The sequence below is a fragment of the Rhizobium binae genome (assembly GCF_017357225.1).
GTDB classification, from domain to species: Bacteria; Pseudomonadota; Alphaproteobacteria; order Rhizobiales; family Rhizobiaceae; genus Rhizobium; species Rhizobium binae.
Window position 1 is genome coordinate 432,707 of record NZ_CP071605.1, and the last position, 24,264, is coordinate 456,970.

Genomic DNA, 24,264 nt, shown 5'->3' on the forward strand with positions numbered 1-24,264 from the left:
AATGCCCATGATCGAAGGGAGGCCGCTCCCGCTTGGGAGCCGGGAGCGGCGCGACTGACCTACTTGACGTTCTTGACGAATTCCGTCGTGTAGGTCTTGGAAAGATCGATCTGCTTGCCCTTGACGTTCTTGGAGAATTCCGAGAGCACGGCAAGGACGGTCTTCGGACCGTCTTCCGGCATGACACCATCGGCCGTGAACATGCCCTTGCCCTCGTCGAGAGCCTTGACGTAGCCGTCCTTGTCGCCGACGTAGAAGTCTTTCGGCATCTTGTCGGCGATCTCGGCGGCGGAATGGGTATTGATGTACTTCAGCGTCTTGACGAAGGCATTGGCGAGTTTCTGCGCCTCTTCCTTGTGTTCATCGACCCAGGCGGTCTCCATGTAGAGGGAGGCGGCCGGATAGGTTCCACCGAGCGCCTTGCGGGTCGCCTCGACCGTGCGCATGTCGACGAGGACACTCGCCTCGCCGGTCTTGATCAGGCGCGAGATGGTCGGCTCGGTCGTCATGCCGGCCTGGATCTGATCCTGCTGCATCGCCGCGATGAAGGTGCCGCCGGCGCCGACGGGAATGGTGACGACGTCGCCCGGCTGAAGACCGGCCTTCGAGGCCATGTAAAGCGTCAGGAAGTTCGTCGACGAGCCGAGACCGGTGACGCCGAGGCTCTTGCCCTTGAAATCGGCCGGCGATTTGATTTCTGGGTGTTTGCTCGAAACCATTTCGACTTCGCCCGGCGCCTGGCTGAACTGGACGATGGATTCAACGAATTTGCCTTTGGCCTGCAGGTCGACGCAGTGATCGTAGAAGCCGACAACGCCCTGGACGGCACCAGCCAGCAGCTGGTTTTCGGCATCGACGCCGGCCGCTTCGTTCAGGAGCTCGACATCGAGCCCTTCGTCCTTGAAATAGCCAAGGGATTCGGCGAGCTTGGCGGGCAGATAGATCTGCTTCTCGTAGCCTCCGACCATGATCGTGATCTTGTCGGCCGCATGGGCAGCTGTTGAAGCAAAGGATGCCGCGGTCAGCAGCGCGGAAAAAGCGACGGTGTGAAAAAGGCTGCGTGAAGAACGCATGGAAATCTCCTCCTGGTGGTTTATCCGCATCGTCGTCTCGCCACTTAGACCGTGTCTCCTCCACGATGCTGCCCTTTTCCTATGACGTCGAAGCTTTCAACTAGCTTTCAGCCGCGGAAGGGTCAGGCGGTCCTCGCAAATCATCCAAGCGTCTCGCCGTTCATAGTCCTCTACCATAGGCGCGGACGCCTAAACCGGCCAGGCGGTTGCTTCCTGACCGAGCTATATGGATGGGTTGGCTCTTGATGCCCGGGAAGCTTGCAATGCTACGGAGCTTCTCTTTGCTCTCAGCTCGTAAAGCTGCGCAGATCCTTCAGCAGATTCCGGTACCTGGCCTGGCTGCCGACGAGGTGATCGCGCATGGCGTGGCGTGCGGCCTGGTCGTCCCTGTCAGAGATCGCCATGATAATCGCTTCATGCTCCCGGTGGATCAGCTTGCGATAAGCGGTCTGCTCGGCGGTTCTCGATTCGGGAACGACCCTTGATTGCGGGATGATCGCCATGCCTTGGGATTCGAGAAAGTGCTTGAAAAGCGGGTTGTTGGTCGCCTCGGCGATGGCGACATGGAGCTCGAGATCCGCCTCGCGGATGGATTGATCTGTCTCGATGCAAAGCAGGATCTTCCGGTGGCATTCGAAGATCGCCTCCTCCTGCGCCGGCGAGCGACGCAGCGCGGCAAGTCCCGCCGCCTCGATCTCGACGGGCGTGCGGATTTCCAGCACCTCAAGATCGGAAGCGACACGAGCCTTGTCGACCTTCCGCCCTGACAGCGCCGGGTCGGGGCCGATGACGAAAATTCCCGCGCCTTGTCGAACTTCGACGAGTCCGTCGGAGCGAAGTGCGGCGACGGCCTCGCGCACCACGGTTCGGCTGACGCTGTGCGTCTCAGTGAGTTCATGCTCACTCGGAAGCTTCTCGCCGGCGGCATATTGGCCGCTGAGGATCGCTTGTCGAAGACTTTCGCCGACCCGTGAAACCAGCGAACCCGAGCCTCTGCTGCGATCCTTCACCTGTATAGCCATGCCTCGACCCCCGCATCGGCTTTGATCCGGATGCTGCCAGGAGCGACGGCATCGAAATCCTCGATTCATCACACATGTATGACAAATTTCTGGTTATTTCAATAATGAACGAGGCATCTCGCCAGGGTGGCTGCACGGTGCGGTATCTCTTCGGCGTTGGAGCGTGGCATCCTCGTACGCATCTCATCCCGAGGTGCATAGCCCGGAGGGCGAAGCCTCGAAGGACGTGGCGCAACTTGCTCCTTGCATTTGGGCTTCGCCCGCTTGGAGTAGTTCAGGAGAGAATTGCTCAAAGCCGCCTGGTCGATTCCCCCCGCACGAATCTCGGCGTCAGGATGAAATCCTGCGGCGGCTCGGCGGCTGCCTCGGGGCTTGATATCCTTGCCAACAGCCGCTGCGCCGCCAGTTCGCCAAGCTTCTGCGCATCCTGAACCACCATGGTGATGCGCGGCGTGATGACGGTGCTCCAGGGCACGTCGTCGACCATCGCCAGCGATACGTCTTCAGGGCAGCGGAAACCCATTTCCTGCATTACCTGCAGCGTCGCGAGGCCCATCATGTTGTTGGCGCCGATGATTGCGGTCGGCCGGTCGCGGCGGGTCAGCAGCCGCATCGCCTGAGTATGGCCGCCGGTTCTCGTATAGCCGCCTTCGGTCACCAGCGAAGGATCGACATCGACGCCGGCGGCGGCCATCGTATCCATGAAGCCTTTCAGGCGCTCGTCGGCGGTGTGCAGCCCGCTCGGGCCGGAGATGAAGGCGATGCGCCGATGGCCGAGCTGCAGCAGGTGCTCGGTCAGGATCGTCGTCGTCAGCGGATTGTCGGAGCCGACGAAGTCGCGTTCGGCACCCTCAACCTTCTGGTCGAACATCACGATCGGCGTCTTGAAGTCGCGCAGAAACGCCGCGTATTCCGCGCCGTGGCCGTTTGTTGCCAGCGCAATGCCGGCGATCTTCTGGGCTTCCATCCGCTCCAGCAGCGCCCGTTCGAGATCGGCCCTGCCGGAGGAGTCTGCGATCAGGACGAAATAGCCGTGGTCGAGCGCCTGATGCTCGATCTCGCGGCGGATGTCGCCGAAGAACATATTGCTGAGATTGGCCGACACGAAACCGATGAGCGAGCTGCGCCCGCGCGCCAGCGTCTGGGCCACCGGATCGACGCGGTAGCCGGTCGATTTGATCGCGTGCTGGATGCGGTCCAGCGTCTCGGCGCCGACCCGCTTCGGGCTGTTGAGCGCAAGCGAGACGGTTGAGATCGAAACTCCCGCCAGGCGCGCGACATCTCGTATGGTTGTCATGTTTATCGAACCGGTTCTAAGGTTTTTCTTTTGTCAGATTTCTTTCGTCTGCGCAACTTCTCCTGCGTGGTAGGCCAGGATCCTTGCCAATGGCGCCGCGTTCTACGATTTTCGATTTTCGGCTTGACAGGCGCAGGATCAGGCAAGATGATCAGCCACCGAACCGGTTCGATATGATGTCGAGCCGGAGAACAGGGAGGAGAAACCTGTGACGAGTTCGGAACGCCAGCCGGAAAATCCTGTATCGGGAGGGGCGGGCAAGCACGCCTGGTTCAGCCATGATCGCCTTGGCATGTTCATCCATTGGGGCCTTTATGCTCTCGGGGCGAGGCATGAGTGGTTGAAGAACCGCGAAGAGCTGAACGACGACCACTACCAGCGCTATTTCGAGAATTTCGATCCTGATCTTTACGATCCCAAGGCGTGGGCGCGCCGTGCCCGGCTCGCCGGCATGAAATATGTCGTGGTGACGACCAAGCATCATGAAGGCTTCTGCCTGTGGGACAGTCAGGTCACCGATTACAAGGCACCGAACACGCCCTGCGGCAGGGATCTGCTGACGCCGCTGGTCGAGGCCTTCCGCGCCGAGGGGCTGAGGATCGGCTTCTACTATTCGCTGCTCGACTGGCACCATCCCGACTTTCCGATCGACGTCCACCACCCCTTGCGCAACCATCCCGACGCCGAGGTGCTGAATGCGGGGCGCAACATCGCCAATTACGCCGCCTATATGCGCGAACAGGTGCGCGAGCTTCTGACCGGTTTCGGCCCCATCGACATCATCTGGTTCGATTTCAGCTATCCCGGCCGCGAATATCGGGGGCTGCCCGGCAAGGGTCGCGCGGACTGGGAGAGCGAGCGGCTGCTCGAACTGGTGCGCGAGCTGCAGCCGGAAATCATCGTCAACAACCGCCTCGATCTGCCGCCGGGCAAGCTGCCGGACGTGACGACGCCGGAGCAGTATACGCCGCGCGTGGCGCCCGCCATCGCCAGCCAGGGTGTGCTCTGGGAAGCCTGCCACACCTTCAGCGGCTCCTGGGGCTATCACCGCGACGAGAATAGCTGGAAGAGCCCGGAGCAGATCATCCAGTTGCTGATCGATTCCGTCGCGCTCGGCGGCAACCTCCTGATGAATGTCGGCCCGACCGGCCGCGGCACCTTCGACGCCCGCGCCATCGCCGCGCTCGAGGTTTACCAGAACTGGATGGAGGTCAACGGGCGCTCGATCTACGGCGCCGGCCCGTCCGAATTTACGGTGCCGCCCGGCTGTCGCTACACCCAGCGCGGCAACCGCCTCTATCTGCATGTCTACAACTGGCCCTACCGCCACATTCATATCGAGGGCCTCGCCGACAGGATCGCCTATGCGCAATTCCTGCACGATGCCAGCGAAGTGCGCTGGCTCAGCCAGACGAAGGAAGTGGATTCCAATATCGGCGTAATGGTGCCGGAGGGCATGATCACGCTCGAACTGCCGGTCCGGCGACCTGACGTTACCGTCCCGGTGATCGAGATCATCCTCAAGGCGTGAAATCGGTCGCATTCGCGTGTTCATTGCGTCATGGAGGGAGGAGAAACCCATGAAGGTTCTGAAGAAAACGCTTTTGCTTGCCGCAATCGGCGGCAGCCTCTTTGCGACAACGGCATCGGCCGAGCAGATCAACCTGACTTGGCAGATGTGGAGCGGTTCCGATGCCGACACCAAGGGCTGGCAGCACCTGGCCGAAATGGTGACCGCCAAATATCCCGATATCAAGGTAACGCTGACGACGACGGGTTGGGTCGACTACTGGACCCGCCTGCCGGTGCTGGCGGCCTCGGGCCAGCTCGCCGACATCGTTTCCATGCAGTCGTTGCGCATGCCGAATTTCTACTCGCTGCTCGAACCTTTGAACGACCGGATCGCGGCCGACAAGTTCGATGTCGGCGCATTCACGCCCTCGATCATCGGCGGCATGTCCGTCGACAAGCAGCTCTACGGCCTGCCCTATGACGTCGGCCCATGGGTCATCTACTATAACCAGGATGCGTTGGAATCCGCCGCCGTTCCGCTGCCGAAGCCGGGCTGGACGCTCGCCGAATTCACCGACGCCGCCAAGAAACTCACCAAGGACGGCAAATACGGTTTCGGCATCACGCCCCAGAACTATTCGGTCCTCGCCTCGGCCTGGGGCGATAAATATGTCAATGATTCAGGAGAGCTCGACCTTACCAATCAAAGTGCCATCGCCGCTGCCGACAGGGTGATAGGCTTTGCCGCCAAGGACAAGATCGCGCCGCTGGTGCCATCGAGCGCCGATGCTGGCACTGTCATCCAGGGCCGGTTCAATTCGGGCAATGTCGCCATGTATATCGACGGTCCCTGGTCGATCATCGGCATGAAGGACAAAGCCAAGTTCAAGATCGGCCTCACCACCCTGCCGCGCGAGAACGACAAGGACCTTGCCGCGGTCACGGCCGGCTCCGGTTTCGGCATTGCCACGACGAGCAAGAACAAGGATGCGGCCTGGAAGGCGATCCAGGTGCTGACCAGTCCCGAGGCGCTGCAATATCTCGCCGAGCAGGGGCGTGCACTCCCGGCCCGCTCGGCCTCGCAATCCTCCTGGTATAAGGTGGCTGCCAAGGACATCACCAATGGCGGCGAGGCGCTCGACTATTCGCTGGAGCATTCGGTGCCTTATGCGATCACCAATAACTGGGCGGCGGTGGAAAACCTCTTCAACCAGTATTTCCCGCCCGCCTTCGGCGGCAGCGCCGACGCCAAGCAGACGATGGAGTCCATCCAGAGCCTCGCGCAGCAATAGAGCGCCGCGGCAGGAATCGCCGCGCATGGAGGAAAAGATGTCGGAAAGCGCCGTCGTCGAAATCAGCCTGCAGCCCGGTCAGCCCCGGCGCTTCCTGAAGCCGGAAACGCAGACGGCCATGCTGTTCCTGCTGCCAAGTTTCCTCGGCTTCATGATCTTCATGGCCCTGCCGATCCTGGCGTCGCTGGCGCTGTCCTTCACCAATTGGCAGTTGCTGACGACGCCGTCCTTCGTCGGCTTTCAGAACTATGTCAAGCTCTTCACCATCGATCCGGCCTTCTATACCATCCTCGGCAATACGCTGTTCTTCGCCGTCGAGTATCTGGCGCTGAATATCATCGTCTCGCTGACGATTGCGGTCTGGATATCGAGCCTCAAGCGCGGCAAGGCGATCTTCCGGGTAATCTTCTTCCTGCCGACCTTCACCCCGACGATCGCAGCCTCTGTGGTGTGGCTGCTGATCTTCACGCCGGACGGGCTCGCCGACAGCGTCATTCGGTGGCTCGGCCTCGGCCTTCCGAATTTCCTGCTGAGTTCGAGCTGGGCCATGCAGGCGGTCGTGCTCGTGACACTCTGGGCCAATGTCGGCTACAACGTCGTGATGTTCAACGCCGCGCTCGACCTGGTGCCGAAGCACTATCTCGAAGCGGCGATGATCGACGGGGCAGGGCCCTGGCGGCGCTTCTGGCGCATCCGCCTGCCGCTCATCTCGCCGACCGTGTTTTTCGCCACCGTCATGACGGCCATCACCTCGCTGCAGGTCTTTGACGAGGTCTTCGCCATGACGCGCGGCGGCCCGGGCTCGGCGACGGCCACCCTCGGCTTCGCCATCTACCAGAAGGGCTTCACCAATTTCCAGATGGGTTATGCTTCGGCGCTCGCCTGGGTGATGTTCGTCATGATCATGGGCCTCACGATCCTGCAGTTCCACATGCAGCGCAAATGGGTGCATTATGACGACTGACGCGTCCTCACGGCACCCGCATTCCCTGTCGCGGAACCGGCACCGCCTCCTGCGGCGCATCGGCACCTTCATCAGCTATGCGGGCCTTTCGCTGATCGCGCTGCTCTTTCTCTTTCCCTTCTTCTGGATGGTGTCGAATGCGGTGCGCTCCAATACCGAAGTGCTGGCCGTGCCGGTGCGCATCCTGCCCGAGGAATATCATTGGGGCAATTTCGTCGAGGCGCTGGTTTCGCTGCCCTTCGGCACCTTCCTGATGAATTCCTTCATCGTCGCCTGCGGCGTGACTGCGATCGTACTCGTGGTCTCCTGCCTGTCCGCCTACGCCTTCGCCCGGCTCAGGTTTGCCGGCCGAGAAGGGCTGCTGCTCACCCATCTCAGCACGCTGATGATCCCGCAGGTGATGCTGGTCATCCCGCTCTTTCTCGTCGTCAGCAAGCTCGGCTGGATCAACACCTATTACGGCATGATCCTGCCGGTCGCCTTCTCCTCTTTCGGCACCTTCCTGCTGCGCCAGTTCATCCTCGGAATTCCCAAGGATCTCGACGAGGCGGCGATGATGGACGGGGCCTCGCGCCTGCGCATCCTGGTCACCGTCATCGTGCCGCTCGCCATGCCGGCGATCGGCCTCTTGTCGCTCTTCACCTTCATCGCCCAGTGGAAGAGCTTTCTCTGGCCGCTGATCGCCACCAGCGGTCTCGACAAGGCCACGCTGCCGCTCGGGCTCACCCTGTTCCAGACGCAGCAGGGCACTGCCTGGAACTACATCATGGCCGGCGCGACAATATCCATGGTGCCGGGCGTCATTCTCGCGATCGTGCTGCAGCGGGTGATTTATAAGGGCATCACCGTCGGCTCCGGCTTTGGCGGACGCTGATATTTGAAAACAAAGACTTTCGACGATCTGTTCGAGCCACAGGCCGGATTCGCCCACCAGCTCAACGCCGGTCTTGACCTGTGCCGAGGAGGTCGAGATCACTTCCTTGATCTCGCGTTCGGCATTGGCGGAACGCTGGGGCGAGCTCGCGGACTTCCTGGGCGACGACGGCGAAACCCTTGCCGGCCTCGCCGGCACGCGCCGCCTCGACGCCGACATTCAGCGCCAGCAGGTTTGCTGCGGCGGTTCAAGACGGGCAGCGGCCGGGTATCGGAACTCCGCCATTACGCGATGGCGTCGTAACGTTCGGCTGACGCAGCCAAGATCACGCCGCCGCCTCGAAAGAGCGGCGGTCGCGTTAGTGGCTTCCTGATGTCGGGCCGTGTGGTGTGCCGGCGATGCTTCTGCGGACATGGCGAACCGCGGTCCAGACGGCGAAGAGCACGAGCGGGATGGCACCGAGAACGGCGAGTTTCGTCACGTGCGGATCGACACCCAAGGCGGAAATGCTTTCGAGGCAGATCTTCGCCAGGCCGATGGTGTAGTAGGTGATGGCGATGACGGAGAAGCCTTCGACCGCCTGCTGGATATGCACCTGGATGCGCGCCCGCTCTTCCATCGAGGTCAGCAGTGAGGCGTTTTGATCTTCGAGCTGAACCTGCACCGTGGTTCTGAGCAGGTCACCGGCCAGGCTGACGCGCTCGGCCAGCTCGTCGAGGCGCCGTTCTGCCGCATAGACCGAGCGGACAGCAGGTTGGAAGCGTCGGTCGATGAATGTACCGAGCCTTTGTCTTTGCTCGACGCGCTCTTCTCGAAGCTCCGACAGCCTGCTCGCCACGATTTCGGCATAGGCTTTCGTCGCCCCGAAGCGGTGGCGGGCGAGTGCCGAAAAGTTGAGCACATCGGAGGAGAGCCTCGTCACCTCGGATAACAGCGCCTTATCGACTTTGACGGCGCTCTGCATATGGACGATCAGGAGATCGAGGCGCTGGTCAAAGGCGGAAAGCTTCGACACGGTCTCGCGCGCCATCGGCAACGCCAGCAGCGCCATCATCCGATATGTCTCGATTTCCAGGAAACGCCGGACCATGCGGCCGGTGCGATAGGCGTTGAGGTTGCGGTTGAAGAACAGGAACTCGAGGAAGCCGCTGTCGGTCAGTCGAAAGTTCGAATGCACCTCGGCGTCGCCGCCGCCGACCCGCGAAGCGACATAGTCGAGCCTAGGTTTTTCCAGGATGCGCCCGTCCTTTTCGTCACGCACCAGCACGCGCACGGCGGCTATGACCTTTCCGCCAATCTGGCTGCAGCAGGCTCGAAAGGCGTCCGGCGGGTTGCTGCCGGGTTCGGCCGACGCCGGCACGACGAAGGTGAGTGTGAGGAACTCGGTATGGGCTTCCCATTTCAGCCGGCCGTCGCCGACGCGGCCGATGCCGTGGTTGCCCTCGCCGGTCGTGGTCACATCTTCCAATCCCGGTACGGAACCGGGCAGCGAAGGAGGGCCATTCTCGCCGACGATGGCGACGTGCCAGACATCGGTGTCGCCATCGAAGTAGAGCGAGGGGCGCGCATGGAGCTCGTTGTGAAGTTCCCTTCGCAGCGGATGCTCGGAGCCGAGTGGCATGGAAATGCACCTCAATGGGCTGGACCGCCGCCGGTTTGCCGGCTTCAGTAAGTTGAGCCTGACGCCGGCGCGCCGCGCAGGCCGACACGCCTATAGCCTCTCGTGAAGTCCGTGTCACGACGTCAACGAACCATCCTTTCCGTCCGCGCCGATCTGCCGCGGCGGCCAGCCGGGTCGCTCGAGCGTGCGCCAGAAACCACCAACCGTAAAGAAGAGGCAGCCGGTGACGAGCATAAGCCGCCCGTCGACCTGCGCCACGATAACGCCGAGGCGGGTTTGCGGTCCGAGCGGGGCCCTCTGTTTCGTTCGTTGACGTTCATGACGCTACCTTTCTGGCGTAGCGTGGTCCAGCTCATCGACAATTCGAAACCGATCGAACTGTTCGAGACGGTGGCGTAGGCGGGGGTAGAAAACGATCAGCCACGGCCTGTTGCGAGGTCGTGGCTGATGCAGCGCGCAATCTGTGGGAGACAGGCGCGGCCGGTTACTTGTTGGCGGCGAGCGCCACGTTGACCTTGTCGACGTCCGCGCTCATCGCCTTGAACGTGTCTTCGAGGGAAAGTTCGCCGACGATCAGCTGGCTCATCCGCTGGACGATGAGCTGATAGATGGCCCCGGATCCCTTGAGCCGTTCCAGATCGCGGGCGGCTTGCGGCGCACTGTCGCGGGCCGCGAGGAAGACGGCCATGGCGTCCTTGGCATTCTGGCTGTCGAGCTTGTACTGCGGATCCTTGATGTCGGCGCCAGTCAGGATGACGTAGTTTTCGGCGATTTCACGCTGGACCTTTTCAGACCCGAGGAACTCGATGAAGGAGGCCACGGCCTGGGGGTACTTGGTGCGCTTGAAGCCGACGATTGCGGTACCACCAGGCATCGCATAGCAACCGGCATCTCCGCAGGGCGCGCTGATCGCCGTCCAGTCGAAGGCGTCGCCGATCTTCTTCTGGAACGGATTGACCATCCAGTTGCCGGCGAGATAGGTCACGACATTGCCGTTAACGAACTCGTCACCCATGTTCTTGTACTGGGTTCCGCCGGCCGCGCCCCACATTTCCTTCGGAAAGGAGCCGTCCTTGGTCCAGTTGTAGAGATCGGTGATGTAGCGCTTGGCGGCATCGTCGGGGAACGAGAACTTGCCGTCCTTGACGTAGTTGGAGCCGTAGGAGAAGGCCGCGCCGGAGAAGCGGTGGCCCGAGCGGTCCATCGTGAAGGGGATCTGGGCGCCGGTCGCCTTGGCGACGCGCGCCGAGGCTTCGACGATGTCCTTCAGCGTGGCGGTCGGCTTCGGAAGCGGTTCTTTCGCCTGCTCGAACAGCGTCTTGTTGACGAAGGGCAGGTTGAAGGTCTGCGAGGCGACATAGCCGTTGATCGAGTTCGGCTCGTTGACGCCGGGGAAACGAAGTGTGTTCAGGCTGTCGCCGTGCAGTTTGGCGAAGCCATCGGGATCCTTCATCAGCGGTCGCATGTCGAGGTAATAGGGCGCCAGCTGCCAGTCGGTGATCTTGGCGACGTCGGGACCTTCACCGATGGCAAGCTGCACCGGCAGCTGCTTGGCGACGGCATCGTAACCCGAGGAGACGAAGTTCACCTTGATGTCGGGATGCGCTGTCTCGAATTCCTTGCTCAGCGCTTCCATCCGCTCGACATAAGCCTGGTCGTCGTCGGTGAAGAGAAAGGTGATTGTCTGGGTTTCGGCCATGGCGACGCTCGACCAGGCAAAAGAAACGGTGGCCAGCGCCAATGCGAAAGCCCCTGAGAGATACGTTTTCATTTTCATCCTCCCATGAAAACATTTTCATCAATCGCGGCATCAGCCATCGATAAGTGAATTTCATATACTTGACATTCATTCCGTCAAGCTGTTTTGTGGGCGAATAGCGATGTTTTTGAGCAATTATAAAAATATCGCACCAAAATCACCTAATGAAAATATTTTCATAGGATTGCGGAGGAGGCGATCTGTGAAAACGGAAAGCATCAAGCGGCCTGATCGCATGGCCCCGGCATACAGCGTGGCCGAGGGGCAGACGGTGACGGCCTGGGCCGTTTCCGGCCTCATTGCCAGCTATTTTCCCGGCGAGCCGGCACCGGCCGAAGATCGCGTGAACTACCGCTTCATCAACGGTTTCGTCGATGTCGGCGACCTGCCGTGCCGCAAGGCCTTCTGGTCCACCATGGTCGGGCGGGCGCTGGAGCCGGACACGTCCTGGCCGACGGAAAGCCTCTGTCTTCCCGGTTCGAACCGTCGCGTGGAGTTTACCAGCTTCTGGCATGTGCCCACACATATCAGGCGATGGTTGAAGGGCACCTTCAGGACGGAAGCACCGCGCACGCTCAATCTCGCGCTCAAGACCTGCGGCGGTGTCCGCATCTGGGTCAACGGGCAGGAGGCTGTGCGCTTCGAGCCCTTCAGGCGCAACGTCGAGAGCGCAACCGAGATCGCGCTGCCGCTTGCGGCCGGCGACAACGAGATTCTCGTCCATACCGAAGACCTCGCCGAGCGTGACACGATCTGGTTCTTCGAGCTTGAAATGCTGGACAAGGAGCCGCTCTGCGTGCTGTTGCCGGTAGCGCTGGACCAGAACGAAGTGCGCGAACTGGAAGTTCTTTCGCGCGGCGTGCGCCCTGCCCGAGACGTCTTCGTCAATCAGCCGCTGGAAATCATCTTCGACACCGCCCCCGAGCGCGACCTATCCGTCGAACTCAAGGTCGTCGGCCATGGCCATGAGCGGCCCGTTCTCGCCCATTCGAAGCTGACGTTGCGTGCCCATCAGAGCCGTCTGATCGCCGAGGATGTCTGCGGCATTGCCGATGGTTATCACGGCATCCACATGACGATCGGTTCCGGTCCTGGCTCCGTCATCCGCGTCATCGATGCCGCCTTCATGAGCAGCATCTCGCCATTGCCGGCAGAGGCGTCGCTTTCCGCCCGCAAGCGGCAGGCGCTGGAATACAGCGCCCGTTTCGGCGCCAACCGCGCCGGGCGTCTCATCGCGATGATGGAAACAGGCCATCACGATCCGGAAAGCTTCGACCGTATCGTCGATGCGACGCTTGCCTCGATCGATGCGCGCGAGGATTGCTCTGATTTCATCATGGTGCCGCTCCTCTGGCTGCTCGGCGCCTATGGCGAGCGGATGCCCGAGGCGACGGTCGACCGCATCCGGCGTTCCGTTCTCTCTTATCGCTACTGGGTCGACGAGCCGGGCAATGACGCGATGTGGTTCTGGAGCGAGAACCATGTGCTCTGCTTCCATACCAGCCAGTTGCTGGCCGGTCTTCTTCTCCCCGACGCGGTGTTCTCGGCCTCGGGCCGCACGGGACGGCAGCAGGCGGAACTTGCCGTCGAGCGCCTCGGGCGCTGGTTCGACAGCGTCGAGGCTCATGGCCTGGCAGAGTGGAATTCGGCCGCCTACTACCCGATCGATTTCATCGGCCTGCTCGCGCTGGAGCGCTGGGCGGAGAGCGGGATCGCCGATCGTGCCCGCGGCCAAATCGACCTTATCTTCCGCATGATCGCCCTCCATACGCTCGCCGGCGTTCCGGCCGGCTCGCAGGGTCGAGCCTACGACAAGGAACTGCGCGCCGGCCCGCTGACCGAGCTTGCACCCTTTGCCCAGGTCGCCTTCGGCACCGGCTGGCTCAACAACGGCGTGGCGGCACTGACGATGTTCTGCGCCGGCGGCTACGAGCCGCCCGCCGATCTGACCGAGCTTGCCGTTCTTCCCAGGGGCAGAAGCGTCGAGGTGCGCTATAGTCAGGGGCTCGAGAGCGGAAAGCTGGTGCTGTTCAAGAACGAGGCGGCACAGCTCTCGACGGTGGTCGATCACAAGACCGGTCGGAAGGGTCACCAGCAGCACGTCCTCGACATCCGGCTCGCCGGCCATCCAATGGCGAGACTCTGGGTCAATCATCCCGGAGAGGACGATCCCTGGGGCAATCAAAGGCCGTCCTATTGGGCCGGCAACGGCATCCTGCCGCGTGTCGCCCAGCATCGCGATGTCGCCCTGCTGATCGAGGACACAAGCGACGCGCGGCATGCATGGACGCATGCCTATATCGGCCGCGATGGCCTCGACGATCTCATCGTCGAAGACAAATGGCTGATCGCCCGCTCGGGCCGGGGATTCTCTGCCCTATGGGCGTCCAACGGCTTGGAACTGATCACCGAGGGGCCGACCGCCGGTCGCGAGGCGCGCTCCTACGGGTCGCGCTGCGGCTGGGCCGCTATCGTCGGATGCGGCAATGGCGACGCCTTCAAGGCCTTCCTCGAACGCCTCTGCCAGACAACGGTTGCCTTCGATCCCGCGCTTCGCCTGCTGACGCTGACGCCGTCCGGCGGGGCGGCGCTCTCTCTTTCCTATGCCGACGGTTTTTCGATCGGCGGCAAGCCCCGGCCGTTCACCCATGAGCAGCCGCACCCGATCCTCACCCACGACAGTGCGGCCTCCGGCGCCGGCACTGACGGACCGCTCTACTCCTGAAATATAGGCCTCCAGCATGAACACAACATTTGTCGATAACGCCGCCCTCCTGACGACAATCGATCGAGTGGCAACGGCCTTCAGCCGGCTTAGAGGCATCAAGGAAGGTCTCGTGACGGGAGGCACCACCTCCGGGATCCAGTTCGATGAATGGGACTGGGAAGTCGGCGTCGGCCTCTACGGATTCCTCAGGCGCGCGATCTCCACCAACGATCAGAAAGCGCTGCAGGAGCTTGTCGTCTGGTACAGCGGCCAGATTGAACGCGGCCTGCCGCCGCGCCAGATCAACAGCACGGCGCCGATGCTGCCGCTGGCGATCCTCGTCGAGCATGTCGATCGTCCGGATTTTCGCGCCCTCGTCGAGGACTGGGCCGATTGGCTGGTCGAGGAGCTGCCGAAGACGGAGGAGGGCGGCTTCCAGCACGTCGTCAAGGAACGCCTCAACGACGGCGAATTGTGGGACGACACGCTGTTCATGGCCTGCCTGTTCCTCGCCCGCGCCGGCGTGCTCTGCGAGCGCAACGACTGGATCGACGAGGCCGTCTATCAGTTCGTGATCCACACACGCTATCTCTCCGATCCGGTCAGTGGTCTCTGGTATCACGGCTGGACCTTCAACGGCCGGCACAATTTCGCCAATGCCTTCTGGGCGCGCGGGAATGCCTGGATCACCGTCGCCATCCCCGAACTCTTCGATCTCGTTCCGAAGCTCGGCGAGAAGGACCGGCGCTTCCTGTCGAACGTTCTCGTCAGCCAAGTTCGCTCGCTGAAGGCATATCAGCGGCCGGACGGCATGTTCACGACATTGCTGGACGACCCGTCCTCGCCGCTGGAAACCTCGGCCACGGCGGGCATCGCCTATGGCATATTGCGCGCCATCGATGCCGGCATTCTCGGCGAGAGCGACAAGGTCCATGCCGAGCGCGCGCTCAAGGCCGTACTGGCCCAGATCGACGAGGAGGGTGTCGTCCATGGCGTTTCGGACGGCACGCCGATGGGTCATGATCTCGATTTCTATCGGCGCATCCCGAACCTGCCGACGCCCTACGGCCAGGCGCTGACCATGCTGCTACTGACCGAAGTCCTTATCGAGAGTGGCCGACGCCAATGATTTCCATCTCCCTCGTCGCAATTGAGGCGCTCGACGGCGACAATACCGGCCGCCTGCAGGCGGCGATCGACGAACTCTCCGCTTCTGGCGGCGGACGCCTGGAGCTTCTGGCGGGCATCCACCTTTGCCGGGGGCTCCAGCTCCGTTCGGGCGTCGACCTGCACCTGGCCGCCGGCGCAATCCTGCGTCCAGTTCCCGATTATGAGGCTTACGCTCATACGACCGTTTCAGTGATCGCAGAGAAGTCGGACCGCGGTATGATCATCGCCAAGGGCGCAAGGCGGATCGGCCTGACGGGCCCGGGGCGCATCGAGGCCGGCTGCGAGAGCTTCATCATCGGCGACGACGAGACGGTGGGGACCTTCATCCCGGCGGAATTCCGCCCCCGCGTCGTCGTCTTCGAGAGCTGCGACGAGGTCGAGATCAGTGCCGTCCATATCAGCCGCTCGCCGATGTGGACGCTGCACTTCGTCGACTGCACCGACGTCGCGGTCCGCAACGTCACCATCGAAAACGACCGCCGTCTTCCCAACACGGATGGCATCGTGCTCGATGCCTGCCGCGGCGCCGTCATCGAGGACTGCGCGATATCGACGGCCGACGACGGCATCTGTCTGAAGACCAGCATCGGTCCGCAGGGTGTCGCCATCGGGCGATGCGAGAATATTCTTGTCCGCCGCTGCTCCGTTCAGAGCCTCAGCTGCGCGCTGAAGATCGGCACGGAAACGCATGGCGACGTCACCAACGTCGTCTTCGAGGATTGCAGCGTCTCATCCTCCAACCGGGCGCTCGGCTTATTTTCGCGTGACGGCGGCCGGATCTCGAACGTGAGGTTTTCCAGGATTGCAGTGGAGTGCCGCGAAACGCTTGACGGCTTCTGGGGCTCCGGGGAAGCGTTGAGCGTCAACGTCGTCGACCGCGTCACTGAGCGCCCGGCAGGTGCGATCGAAAACCTGATTGTCGAGGACATTACCGGGCGCATGGAGGGGGCGATTGCCGTCGTTTCGACTTCGCCCGCCGGCATCCGCAATGTATCGCTGGCGCGCATCGGCATAGACCAGCGGGCCGGTGAACTCGGCACTGCGCAGTCCTACGATCTGCGGCCGACCAATGCCGATCTCGCCCCGAAGGCCGAAGGCGGTGGCCGCGCCAATGCCTGGACCCGCGGAGCGGACGGGCGGGTGATCGGTCTCGAGCATTATCCCGGCGGTATGCCGGCCGTCTACGTGGCAGGAGCCACCGGCATCCTGATGAACGAGGTGCGGATAACAAGGCCGACACCGCTGCCGCAAGGCTGGAACGCAATCGACGTCGTCTTCGAAACGGCGGCACCTGATGGGAGTGGGGCATGGCAGAACTGAAACTTTCCACCGTCAACAAGTCGTATGGTTCCGTCAAGGTGCTGCATGACGTCGAGCTCGATATCAAGGACGGCGAGTTCGTCGTCTTCGTCGGCCCGTCGGGCTGCGGCAAGTCGACCCTGCTGCGCGTCATTGCCGGCCTCGAAGAGGTCACGTCGGGCGGGATCGCGATCGGTGGCCGAGACGTCAGCGCCCTTTCGCCGGCCGAGCGCAAGATCGCCATGGTCTTCCAGTCCTATGCGCTCTATCCGCATATGAGCGTGCGCAAGAATCTCGCTTTCGGCCTTGAAAACCTGAAGTTCAAGCGCGCCGAGATCGACGCTCGCATTGCCGAAGCCGCCAGGATGCTGGCAATCGAACCCTATCTCGACCGGCGGCCGAAGCAGCTTTCCGGCGGCCAGCGCCAGCGCGTGGCGATCGGCCGGGCGATCGTGCGCGAACCGGATATTTTCCTCTTCGACGAGCCGCTTTCCAATCTTGATGCGGCGCTGCGCGTCCAGACCCGGGCGGAGATCACCAAGCTCCACCGCGAGATCAAGACGACGATGATTTATGTGACGCACGACCAGGTCGAGGCGATGACGATGGCCGACAAGATCGTCGTACTGCGCGCCGGGCGGGTCGAACAGGTCGGTGCGCCGCTCGAACTCTTCGATCATCCGCGCAATCTCTTCGTCGCCGGTTTCCTCGGCTCGCCGCGCATGAACATTGTCAAGGGCAAGGTCTCGGGCATCGGCGAGAGCGGCGTGGTCGTCGATGTCGTCGGCGGCGGCAGGATCGTCAGCGATGTCGATCTCGCGGGCATCTCGGTCGGGCAGGATGTGCTTGCCGGCATAAGGCCCGCACATTTTTCCCGTTCCAGCGAAAAGGGCCTGCCGTTCATCGTCCAGTATCACGAGGGGCTCGGCACCGAGACCTATGTCTACGGCAATCTTGCCGGGCAGGAGGAGCAGATCATCATCCATGAAGCCGGCCATTTCGCACCTGTTCAGGGCGACCGGATCATGATCGATGCCGATCCGGCCCGTGTTCATCTGTTCGATCCCGAGAGCGGCCTGGCTTTTGGCCGCCGATCCGGACAGGGGAGGCGCTGACCATGGCTGCTGCTGCATTGCTCTCCCAGGCGGGCGACACGGCGATGAGGGTGGTCGAGGCTCCGATGAATGCGTTCCAACGTATCCTCGGCCGCAAGCGCATGCCCTGGCTGTTCCTGGCGCCGAACCTTGTTCTCTTCGCCATCTTCACATTCCTTCCGATCGCCATCGCCGTCGGTTACGCCTTCACCGGCGGCACCAATCTCTTCGTCTCGGAGCGGCCCTTCGTCGGCTTCGACAATTTCCGCACCCTGCTTTCCTGCGGCAATTATCTGCAACCGGGAACCTGCCAGGAATCGCTGTTCTGGACGGCGGTGTGGAACACGCTCTGGTTCGTCGCGTTGAACGTTACCGCTACGTTGCTGGTGGCGCTGATCACGGCGCTGATCCTCAACCGGGCAATTTTTGCGCGCGGGTTCTTCCGGGCGATGTTTTTCTACCCCGTTCTGCTGTCGCCGGTCGTCATCGGCCTGATCTGGAAATGGTTCCTCGATCGCAACGGACTGCTGAACGCCTTCTTTCAGATGCTCGGCGTTCCCCCCGAAATATTTCTGCTCGATGTCGGCTGGTCGCGCTTCTTCGTCGTCGTGGTCTCTGTCTGGTTCCACATGGGTTTCTACACCCTCATCCTGCTCGCCGGTCTCCAGGCGATCCCGAAGGAACTCTACGAGGCCGCCTCCATCGACGCCGCTTCGCCGCGCCGCACCCTGTTCAGGATCACGCTGCCGCTGCTTGCGCCGAACCTGCTCGTCGTATTCATCCTTCTGATGATCAAGTCCGTGCAGATCTTTGACGAGGCTTGGGTGCTGACGAATGGCGGCGGCCCGGGCACGGCCAACAGCTTCATCGTCCAATATATCTACCAGATGGCCTTCAGCAGCGATCTTCGCCTCTTCGGGCTTGCCTCGGCCGCGTCGGTTTTGATGGGCCTGGTGCTGCTGGTTCTCACCCTCATACAGCTGCGCCTCGGCAAGCGAATGGAGTCCTGAGATGAACAGATCTTTGAATCCGATCCGCTTTATGACGCGCACGCGCCGGGCCGGACGCATCGACATCACCGATATCCTGTCCTGGGTGTGGCTGATCGGCGGCACGCTCGCCGTGCTCGTTCCCGTCCTCTGGGCCGGTCTGTCCTCGTTGAAGCCGGCGGCCGAAATCACCCGCTTTCCGCCGACGCTGCTGCCGCGCGCCGCAGTGGAGCAGACCGTGCCCGGCTTCGACAAGCCGCTCAGCCTCTGGCAAGTCACGATAGACGGCCAGGCACGTGAAATGGCGATGGTCCGGCGCATCGGCCTCAAGGCCCAGATGGTCGATCCCGCCAATCCGGGACGGCCGGTCAGCGTCGACGTGAAGGGGATCAGGCCGGTCCAGCACCTGACCGTCGCCACCGAGAATTATACCGATCCGCTGACACGCTTCAGCTTCCTGACCTTCCTCAAAAATTCCGTGTTCGTCACCGTGGTCGCGACGCTTCTGACCTTGATCGTCAACGCCATGGCGGCCTTCGCGCTATCGAAATACAAATTTCGCGGCGACACGACGGTTTTCGTCATCATCATTTCGACCCTGATGATCCCGCTTGCCGTCGTCATGGTGCCGGCCTATCTCGTCATCGTCGGGGTCGGGCTTGCCGACAATCTCTGGGGCGTCATCCTGCCGACGATCGCCTCTCCGACCGCCGTCTTCCTGCTGCGGCAATATATGCTGACCATACCCGACGAACTGATCGAGGCGGCGCGCGTCGATGCGGCGAGCGAATTCTGCATCTTCTGGCGCATCATACTGCCGCTGACGGCGCCGGCGCTTGCGGTCCTGGCGATCTTCTCCGTGCTCTGGCGCTGGAACGATTTCCTCTGGCCGCTCATCGTCCTCAACAGCCGGGAGAATTTCACCCTGCAGGTCGGCCTCAACGCCTTCCAGGGCGAGTTCTCCGTGCAGTGGCACTATATCCTGGCGATGACCTTTCTCAGCCTGCTGCCCGTCACCGTCGTGTTCCTGTTCCTCCAGAAATACATCACCACAGGTATTGCCGGAACGGGGATGAAGTGAACGACTGCTGGCGCGCAGTCCCATAGAGCTGGGATGTGATCTCCCAAGCACGGAAGGCCACATCTGCGTCTCACCGCGCCGCCAGCAGCGCACCGCCGTTGGTCTTTCGTGCGCTGCTCAGCCTTGTAGATGTGAGCGGCGCAGGCTTGGCTGTCTGAGCGTTTATCACAAAACGGTTTCGAACAGCGGGATCAAGGCCGCGCCGATCGCGCCGGGGGCATCGATGATCTGCGCCACGGCAAGCTGCGGAACGTCGCGCAAGGCGCCGTGCCGAGGCAGATTGTTGAATTCTGTCCGGTCGATCAGCATTCTTGCAAGCGAATGCGGAAGCTCGCCGCCCAGCACGATCAAAGCCGGGTCGAAGATCGCGCAGATCGCATTGATGGCCCGATTGTGGGCCGGCGTGACACGGTCGACCCATTCCTCAACGCCGTCCCAATCCACCAGGCTTTCGTTCTTCAGGTCCTTCAGGGTGAGCCCCAGGCGCCCCTTGGTGCGAAGATGTTCGAGCAGTTGGTTGAGTGCGGGTCGATCGTCGTAATCCTGACGCCCGAACAGAACCGAGAATTCCCCGGCGTTTCCGAAGCTGCCGCGAAATGGCATGCCCCCGCAAACCAGGCCGCCGCCATAGCCATGGAGGTGGGCGATATAGGCGAAATCGGCGACGTCACGGCCGACGCCGAAAATTGCTTCCGCCAAGGCAGCGGTCCTGGCGACATTGTCAGCCCAGACCGGCAGGCCAAGGCGCTCTCCAAGGACCGGCGCCAGGTCGATCAGCGACCAATGGGCGAGCGGCAGCGGACAGTTGAATGCCGTCTCCAGCATGCGGTGGCCGGCGACTGCCAGGCCGACGCCGAGAACATCGCGCCGGCCGGCGCCGCGACGGGCAAGAATGTCTCCGACCGCCGCTTCGATCCGGTCCATCTCTTCCGATAGCGAGGACCCCGTCTGCGGGATTTCCATGTTTTCCAGAGGCTCGCCGAAGCCCATGAGGCAAAGACCGATCGAGCCGACGTTGATGGAGATGCCGAGCGTCAGGCACCAGTCCTTTCGGAGCGTCAGCTCCGGACTCGGCGGTCCCGCGCGCCGGTTTTCCGATTGGGAAAAGACGAGCATTCCGCGCTCGTGAAGGCGTGCGACGATCCTGTGCAGCGATTGCTGAGTGAGATCAAGCGGCTCGGTAAGGTCGGAGCGCTCAATCCCTGGGGACTTCCAAATGAGCCGCAGGAGGTCCCGTTCGTTGCGGGACGCCACTCGCGGCGGTTGTGCGTCTCGCAAAAAATGCGGGGCAATATGCTCTAGCGGATCATACTTCATTTGCAGATCGTTTTAATTTACACTGTAAGTGTGAAGCACATTGCGGGTGCATTTTGCTTCTGTCAAATGAGGAGGTTTGGACCCCTCGTTTGCCCAGATTGCTTACCTCATCAAGATTGGCCAAGCCAGCCGCGATGAGTGGGTTTCAAGGACTCGAGGCGGGTCCATGCGTTTGAAGGAACCCATTCGCCCTCACTGCAAGGTCGAGCTCGACGGAACCTCGGCCATGCGGAAGGCGAATGTTGAAAGGGAGGATCGAGCTGCATGAGGTACGAGAATACGGCGCGCGCTGCTGAGCGTGAGGATTGTCAATTCGCACCTACGCACCAAGGCCGCGACTTCGAGTCGATGGTTCAAACACTGTCGGGCGGTTATGGGGTTTTCGCCGCGCAACCGTTAGGCAACGATCGAAACTTCCCTTGGGCTGCAGACTTGAGAAGAGGCGATGGGTTTACTGTCCTTCACTCCATCTTTCAAAATTCTTGGACAGTTCGAACGCTCAGCGAGACGCCGCAGCACCTTGCCTTCTACCTTCCACAGACCGGATCCTTTCGGGTGTCCATTGGGAAAAGGGCGGTTGAAAGTGGATCGGGTTATCTTCTCATGGCCAATAACCATGAGGCTGGTGATCGTTTCGTCCAGGGTCCGCACACTTCGGATGTCCTCTTTCTCGATTGGAAAGTCGTGAAGCGAGTGCTCGTTTCACTTCTGGAAACGCCGCTTTCCGAATCCATCGACCTAGAGCCCATTCTGGATCTCTCGACACAGTCGGGCCAGCTTATCGGCAATTTGGTGCAGACGATCGTGCAGGGCGCGCGCAACGGCGGCCCCCTTCTTTCTTCCCCTCTCGCGATGGCGACGATGAGCGAAACGCTTGCGCATCTTGTAGTCCGATTTGGCCACCATCGCCTGTCCAGCCATCTGGAGAAAAAGAAGGTGTCGTTGGTCGCGCCTTGGCATGTCCGACGGGCCATCGACTACATGCATGCCAATATCGCGCAGCCCCTCACCATGGCCATGGTTGCCGATAATGTCGGCGTTTCCCTTCGTGCACTGCAAACCGGTTTCAAGGCCTTCCGGGGGACGTCGCCGGCAGGCTACCTCCGGACGATTCGGCTGCAGGCAGCCCGTGAGCAACTGCGGGATCCGACGAATCAGCAATCTGTCCGCGAAATCTGCGCGATATGGGGGTTTGCGCATGCGGGCAGGTTCTCCATCGTCTATCGCAGCACTTTTGGAGAGAGCCCGCGCGATACGCGGCTACGGGCCGAGCGCCTGCGCTGAAGTGAGCCTCAGGAAGCTGTCTCTTCCGGCCGTTCAGCGCGGCGGTGCGATGCTGCCGCGCAGGACGAGATGGCAGCCGAGTTCCAGGCGATGGGCCGGCCGCTGCGGATCGTTGGAGATCAGCCGCTGTTCGATGAGTGCGAGTGCTGCGGCGCCGAGCCTGTCCGTGGGAACGCTGACCGTCGAAAGCGGCGGGCGGCTGAACTCGCCGGGAACGATGTCGTCGAAGCCGAGAACGGAAACCGCCTCGGGCACCCGTATGTCGCGATCGGCCAAGGCCTTGAGGCAGCCGAGCGCCAGATTGTCGGCCGCGCAGAAGACGGCGGTGGCGCCTTTCATCGTCGGATCGCGGTCGAGCAGCGCGTCGATGGCCGCCTCGCCATGCCTGGGCTCATATCCCTCGGCCTCGACGATCATCTCCTCCGGGACCGGAAGCTGTGCCGCGAGATAGGCATCGGAGAAGCCGTCATACCGGCGCTGGATGGTCGTGCGCCCCTTCCAGGTCAGGTGCAGGATGCGGCGATGCCCGAGCGCCAGCAGGTGCTCGATGCCGAGCCGCGCGCCGAAGCGGTTTTCAGGTGTCACGGTATCGACCAGCATGGTCGGGTCCTCGCCGTTGACGATGACGACGGGCATGTCGGCGGAGGCCAGGCTGCGGATAAGTTCCGGCTGATCGTCGTTCAGGACCACGATGCCGTCAGCGCGCTCCGCTTGCGCGATCCGCCTGACCTGCGCGCCGTCAATACGCCGGCCAGTGCTGACAAAAGGCACGATCCTGATGCCGCGGCGCTCGCATTCCCTCCGCAGACCGTTGAGGATCGTCCAACTGACCAGGTTAAGGTCGCTCTCCGGCGCCGCATCGTCAGGAATGGCGAGAAGCAGAACATGCAGGGCGGCGATCGTCGCCTTCTTTCTCCGGCGGTCGAGGTAACCCAGGCGTTTTGCCGAATCCAGAACCCTTTCGCGCACCTCGATCGTCAGCGGCGCGGTTCCGTTCAAGGCGTGCGAGGCCGTGCTCAGCGACACGTCGGCATCGCGCGCGACATCTTTGAGATTGACTTTGCGTTCCACTTTTTCCGTCACGAATTCAGGTGGGTCCTTCGCAGGCCCTTCTAACCCGATGTTTTCACATGAAAACCCTGAAAAAGCTACGTATCTTTTGCCTTATTTTTGCTCTTTCGCGAGCAGGGTGCCGCACAGCGACAACGAGCGATGATCGCGGCAGCTCGAAGTCATAGAAATCAAAGAGGCTTGGCAAGCAGGCCATTGAGAAGCAGGTCGAAATAGGCCCGCAGGAATTCCTCCTTGTTGGGAATGGCCACGCGGCGGTTGTCGAATATCAGCCGCAGAACCGTCGTCGTCAGGATGGGCGCGACCACGATGTCGGAGAACTCCACCGGAATTTCGCGAAACTCCCCAGACGCCACTCCCTCCAGAATCAGAGCGTCGACCTTGGCGATGATCGGCTCGATGAATTGATCGTGGTGGCGGTCAATGAGGTCGGGAAACCGGTGTCCTTCCGCAATGACGAGCCGTGTCAGTTCGCGGGTTGGGCGATCCTCGGCGATTTGTTCGTAGAGCAGGCCGAGAATGGACGTCAGCCGGTCGGTGGCGCTGCCACTGAGCGCGTCGGTGACCGCCAGCAGTTCCTGAAATGGCACGGAGAAATGATTGATCATCGCTTCGAAGAGCTTTTCCTTCGTCTCGAAGTAAACGTAGACCGTGCCCTTGGTGACGTTGACCCTGTCGGCGATGTCTTCCACGCGCGTGCCTGCAAAACCGCTTTTGACGAATTCTTCGAAAGCCGCATCCAGAATCTGGATGGGTCGCAACGCTTTCTGTTCCGCGCGTGTGAGCTTCTTCGGACCTGCCATTTTTCCTCGCCTCCCTTGTCGTGCACACCCTCTTC

At 61.8% G+C, this 24,264-nt stretch carries 20 protein-coding genes and 1 pseudogene; 12 read left to right on the top strand and 9 right to left on the bottom strand.

Features of this window, described 5'->3' with window-relative positions:
* Positions 1-59: 59 nt before the first annotated feature.
* From J2J99_RS23985 to J2J99_RS23995, 3 genes are all read right to left on the bottom strand, one after another.
* The gene (locus tag J2J99_RS23985; protein WP_168301160.1) at positions 60-1,073 is read right to left on the bottom strand and encodes an ABC transporter substrate-binding protein; all 1,014 of its coding nucleotides are present in this window, start codon (positions 1,071-1,073) and stop codon (positions 60-62) included.
* 287 nt (positions 1,074-1,360) lie between these two features.
* Complete coding sequence (locus J2J99_RS23990; RefSeq protein ID WP_168301221.1) at positions 1,361-2,089, bottom strand: FadR/GntR family transcriptional regulator; 729 nt, start codon at positions 2,087-2,089, stop codon at positions 1,361-1,363.
* A gap of 295 nt (positions 2,090-2,384) precedes the next feature.
* Positions 2,385-3,392 carry a LacI family DNA-binding transcriptional regulator gene (locus J2J99_RS23995; RefSeq protein WP_168301157.1) on the bottom strand — a complete coding sequence of 336 codons (1,008 nt, stop codon included), beginning with the start codon at positions 3,390-3,392 and terminating at the stop codon, positions 2,385-2,387.
* 208 nt (positions 3,393-3,600) lie between these two features.
* Between J2J99_RS23995 and J2J99_RS24000 the strand changes: the two genes are divergently transcribed.
* The 4 genes from J2J99_RS24000 to J2J99_RS24015 are packed head-to-tail and all read left to right on the top strand — an operon-like array spanning position 3,601 to position 8,034.
* Positions 3,601-4,923, top strand: coding sequence for an alpha-L-fucosidase (locus J2J99_RS24000; protein ID WP_168301155.1), 1,323 nt, complete (start codon positions 3,601-3,603; stop codon positions 4,921-4,923).
* A gap of 49 nt (positions 4,924-4,972) precedes the next feature.
* Entirely contained in the window at positions 4,973-6,196 is a 1,224-nt protein-coding gene (locus J2J99_RS24005; protein ID WP_168301147.1) for an ABC transporter substrate-binding protein, read from the top strand.
* 37 nt (positions 6,197-6,233) lie between these two features.
* Positions 6,234-7,160, top strand: a complete 927-nt coding sequence (locus J2J99_RS24010) for a carbohydrate ABC transporter permease (protein WP_168301219.1) — start codon at positions 6,234-6,236, stop codon at positions 7,158-7,160.
* Positions 7,150-8,034: a carbohydrate ABC transporter permease gene (locus tag J2J99_RS24015; protein WP_168301144.1), complete on the top strand. Its 885-nt coding sequence runs from the start codon at positions 7,150-7,152 to the stop codon at positions 8,032-8,034. The genes J2J99_RS24010 and J2J99_RS24015 overlap by 11 nt, the downstream gene beginning before the upstream one ends.
* Before the next feature lie 21 nt (positions 8,035-8,055).
* Here the strand turns inward: J2J99_RS24015 and J2J99_RS34510 are convergent.
* Both J2J99_RS34510 and J2J99_RS24025 read right to left on the bottom strand, forming a co-directional pair.
* A pseudogene (locus J2J99_RS34510) lies at positions 8,056-8,269 on the bottom strand (methyl-accepting chemotaxis protein); the annotation flags it as partial.
* A 123-nt stretch (positions 8,270-8,392) separates the two neighbouring features.
* Positions 8,393-9,655, bottom strand: a complete 1,263-nt coding sequence (locus J2J99_RS24025) for a DUF3422 domain-containing protein (RefSeq protein ID WP_168301142.1) — start codon at positions 9,653-9,655, stop codon at positions 8,393-8,395.
* Between the two features lie 111 nt (positions 9,656-9,766).
* On the opposite strand from J2J99_RS24025, the gene J2J99_RS24030 reads away from it, so the two are divergent.
* Positions 9,767-10,054 carry a hypothetical protein gene (locus J2J99_RS24030; RefSeq protein ID WP_168301140.1) on the top strand — a complete coding sequence of 96 codons (288 nt, stop codon included), beginning with the start codon at positions 9,767-9,769 and terminating at the stop codon, positions 10,052-10,054.
* Between the two features lie 85 nt (positions 10,055-10,139).
* Here J2J99_RS24030 and J2J99_RS24035 read toward each other — a convergent pair whose 3' ends face one another.
* A complete protein-coding gene (locus tag J2J99_RS24035) occupies positions 10,140-11,426 on the bottom strand; it encodes an ABC transporter substrate-binding protein (protein WP_168301139.1) in 1,287 nt (428 codons plus the stop codon).
* 190 nt (positions 11,427-11,616) lie between these two features.
* Here J2J99_RS24035 and J2J99_RS24040 point away from each other — a divergent pair, with 190 nt between their 5' ends.
* The 6 genes from J2J99_RS24040 to J2J99_RS24065 are packed head-to-tail and all read left to right on the top strand — an operon-like array spanning position 11,617 to position 19,754.
* The gene (locus tag J2J99_RS24040; RefSeq protein ID WP_168301137.1) at positions 11,617-14,139 is read left to right on the top strand and encodes a hypothetical protein; all 2,523 of its coding nucleotides are present in this window, start codon (positions 11,617-11,619) and stop codon (positions 14,137-14,139) included.
* A 16-nt stretch (positions 14,140-14,155) separates the two neighbouring features.
* On the top strand, positions 14,156-15,250 hold the full coding sequence (gene bglB / locus J2J99_RS24045; protein ID WP_168301134.1) for a beta-galactosidase BglB: 1,095 nt from the start codon (positions 14,156-14,158) through the stop codon (positions 15,248-15,250).
* Positions 15,247-16,611, top strand: a complete 1,365-nt coding sequence (pglB, locus tag J2J99_RS24050; RefSeq protein ID WP_168301132.1) for a polygalacturonase PglB — start codon at positions 15,247-15,249, stop codon at positions 16,609-16,611. The genes bglB and pglB overlap by 4 nt, the downstream gene beginning before the upstream one ends.
* Complete coding sequence (locus J2J99_RS24055) at positions 16,599-17,705, top strand: ABC transporter ATP-binding protein (protein ID WP_168301130.1); 1,107 nt, start codon at positions 16,599-16,601, stop codon at positions 17,703-17,705. Before pglB ends, J2J99_RS24055 begins: the two co-directional genes overlap by 13 nt.
* A gap of 2 nt (positions 17,706-17,707) precedes the next feature.
* Positions 17,708-18,694: a carbohydrate ABC transporter permease gene (locus J2J99_RS24060; protein WP_168301128.1), complete on the top strand. Its 987-nt coding sequence runs from the start codon at positions 17,708-17,710 to the stop codon at positions 18,692-18,694.
* A 1-nt stretch (position 18,695) separates the two neighbouring features.
* Entirely contained in the window at positions 18,696-19,754 is a 1,059-nt protein-coding gene (locus J2J99_RS24065; protein ID WP_168301126.1) for a carbohydrate ABC transporter permease, read from the top strand.
* A 165-nt stretch (positions 19,755-19,919) separates the two neighbouring features.
* On the opposite strand, the gene J2J99_RS24070 is transcribed toward J2J99_RS24065, so the two are convergent.
* On the bottom strand, positions 19,920-21,071 hold the full coding sequence (locus J2J99_RS24070; protein ID WP_168301124.1) for an ROK family transcriptional regulator: 1,152 nt from the start codon (positions 21,069-21,071) through the stop codon (positions 19,920-19,922).
* Between the two features lie 264 nt (positions 21,072-21,335).
* Between J2J99_RS24070 and J2J99_RS24075 the strand changes: the two genes are divergently transcribed.
* The gene (locus tag J2J99_RS24075) at positions 21,336-22,355 is read left to right on the top strand and encodes an AraC family transcriptional regulator (protein WP_168301122.1); all 1,020 of its coding nucleotides are present in this window, start codon (positions 21,336-21,338) and stop codon (positions 22,353-22,355) included.
* 33 nt (positions 22,356-22,388) lie between these two features.
* Here J2J99_RS24075 and J2J99_RS24080 read toward each other — a convergent pair whose 3' ends face one another.
* Positions 22,389-23,426: a LacI family DNA-binding transcriptional regulator gene (locus J2J99_RS24080; protein ID WP_168301110.1), complete on the bottom strand. Its 1,038-nt coding sequence runs from the start codon at positions 23,424-23,426 to the stop codon at positions 22,389-22,391.
* Positions 23,427-23,596: 170 nt separating this feature from the next.
* Positions 23,597-24,229: a TetR/AcrR family transcriptional regulator gene (locus J2J99_RS24085; RefSeq protein WP_168301108.1), complete on the bottom strand. Its 633-nt coding sequence runs from the start codon at positions 24,227-24,229 to the stop codon at positions 23,597-23,599.
* Positions 24,230-24,264: the final 35 nt, after the last annotated feature.

What these genes read in the sequence shown, in the direction of transcription:
- J2J99_RS24015 (WP_168301144.1), top strand. Translation starts at nt 7,150, where the DNA reads ATGACGACTGACGCGTCCTCACGGCACCCGCATTCCCTGTCGCGGAAC.
- pglB (WP_168301132.1), top strand. Translation starts at nt 15,247, where the DNA reads ATGATTTCCATCTCCCTCGTCGCAATTGAGGCGCTCGACGGCGACAAT.
- bglB (WP_168301134.1), top strand. Translation starts at nt 14,156, where the DNA reads ATGAACACAACATTTGTCGATAACGCCGCCCTCCTGACGACAATCGAT.
- J2J99_RS24055 (WP_168301130.1), top strand. Translation starts at nt 16,599, where the DNA reads ATGGCAGAACTGAAACTTTCCACCGTCAACAAGTCGTATGGTTCCGTC.
- J2J99_RS24070 (WP_168301124.1), bottom strand. Translation starts at nt 21,071, where the DNA reads ATGAAGTATGATCCGCTAGAGCATATTGCCCCGCATTTTTTGCGAGAC.
- J2J99_RS24075 (WP_168301122.1), top strand. Translation starts at nt 21,336, where the DNA reads ATGAGGTACGAGAATACGGCGCGCGCTGCTGAGCGTGAGGATTGTCAA.
- J2J99_RS24010 (WP_168301219.1), top strand. Translation starts at nt 6,234, where the DNA reads ATGTCGGAAAGCGCCGTCGTCGAAATCAGCCTGCAGCCCGGTCAGCCC.
- J2J99_RS23985 (WP_168301160.1), bottom strand. Translation starts at nt 1,073, where the DNA reads ATGCGTTCTTCACGCAGCCTTTTTCACACCGTCGCTTTTTCCGCGCTG.
- J2J99_RS24035 (WP_168301139.1), bottom strand. Translation starts at nt 11,426, where the DNA reads ATGAAAACGTATCTCTCAGGGGCTTTCGCATTGGCGCTGGCCACCGTT.
- J2J99_RS24025 (WP_168301142.1), bottom strand. Translation starts at nt 9,655, where the DNA reads ATGCCACTCGGCTCCGAGCATCCGCTGCGAAGGGAACTTCACAACGAG.
- J2J99_RS24085 (WP_168301108.1), bottom strand. Translation starts at nt 24,229, where the DNA reads ATGGCAGGTCCGAAGAAGCTCACACGCGCGGAACAGAAAGCGTTGCGA.
- J2J99_RS24005 (WP_168301147.1), top strand. Translation starts at nt 4,973, where the DNA reads ATGAAGGTTCTGAAGAAAACGCTTTTGCTTGCCGCAATCGGCGGCAGC.
- J2J99_RS23995 (WP_168301157.1), bottom strand. Translation starts at nt 3,392, where the DNA reads ATGACAACCATACGAGATGTCGCGCGCCTGGCGGGAGTTTCGATCTCA.
- J2J99_RS24065 (WP_168301126.1), top strand. Translation starts at nt 18,696, where the DNA reads ATGAACAGATCTTTGAATCCGATCCGCTTTATGACGCGCACGCGCCGG.
- J2J99_RS24060 (WP_168301128.1), top strand. Translation starts at nt 17,708, where the DNA reads ATGGCTGCTGCTGCATTGCTCTCCCAGGCGGGCGACACGGCGATGAGG.